This window comes from Salipiger sp. 1_MG-2023 (genome assembly GCF_030547555.1).
Lineage (GTDB): Bacteria > Pseudomonadota > Alphaproteobacteria > Rhodobacterales > Rhodobacteraceae > Salipiger.
This window is the reverse complement of the sequence record NZ_JAUOQN010000171.1, coordinates 1-942: the sequence shown is the minus strand read 5'-3', so window position 1 is coordinate 942 and position 942 is coordinate 1. Positions and strand designations below refer to the sequence as shown.

Below are 942 nucleotides of genomic sequence, written 5' to 3'. Positions count from 1 at the left end.
GATCCTTTCTCAAGGTTGGAAGCAAGCATTATGGGACAAGTTCGTCATGGTAGCGCCACGACCACGCACGCTGTCAGAGCAGCAATACAGCGATCGCAGGCTTCGCTCGCGCAACTGAGCCAAGAGCTGGGCATCAATCCGAAGACGGTCGCGAAGTGGCGAAAGCGAGCCACCGCCGAAGATCTCAAGACCGGGCCGAGAGAGCCGCGTTCAACCGTTCTCACTGAAGCTGAGGAAGCGATGATCGTCGCATTTCGGCGACACACGTTGCTGCTGCTGGATGACTGTCTCTATGCCCTGCAGCCATCAATCCCGCACCTGACCCGCTCGGCGTTGCACCGGTGTCTGCAGCGACATGGCATCTCGCGCCTGCCTGACATCGAGGGGGAAAAACCAAAGCGACAGAAGTTCAAGCGCTACCCGATCGGGTTCTTTCATATCGACATCGCCGAGGTTCAGACGGTGGAGGGGAAGCTCTACCTCTTTGTCGGCATTGACCGAACGAGCAAATTCGCCGTCACCCAACTCGTGGACAAGGCAGATCGAAAGACCGCGTGGGAGTTCCTCGAGCTTCTGCTCAAGGCGGTTCCCTATCGCAGCCACACGATCCTGACTGACAATGGCATTCAGTTCGCCGAGCAGCCTCGGAACCGGAACACCGCATCATCGCGTCAGATGCGCTTGGACATGATCTGTGAGGCGAATGGGATCGAACATAGGCTCACTAAGCCGAACCACCCCTGGACCAGAGCTATGGCTGAATCTGGTGTTTGGGCGGTTTGAAAGCTGGCGGTGCATCTGGTTGGTTTGATGTTGCCAAACAAACCACCAACCATCGAGGACGCACCACCATGAATGACGCTACCTGTCACATCCCGGCAGGTAATATGGCTGTTTCTTGAACAGCTCTGGCTTGAGTTTGTGCCAGTCCTTCATCGCGTG

The 942-nt window shown here is 56.7% G+C and carries 1 pseudogene; it reads left to right on the top strand.

Annotated features, from left to right (window positions below):
- Nucleotides 1-30: 30 nt before the first annotated feature.
- Nucleotides 31-747, top strand: a pseudogene (locus Q4543_RS24430) (DDE-type integrase/transposase/recombinase); the annotation flags it as partial.
- Nucleotides 748-942 lie beyond the last annotated feature (195 nt).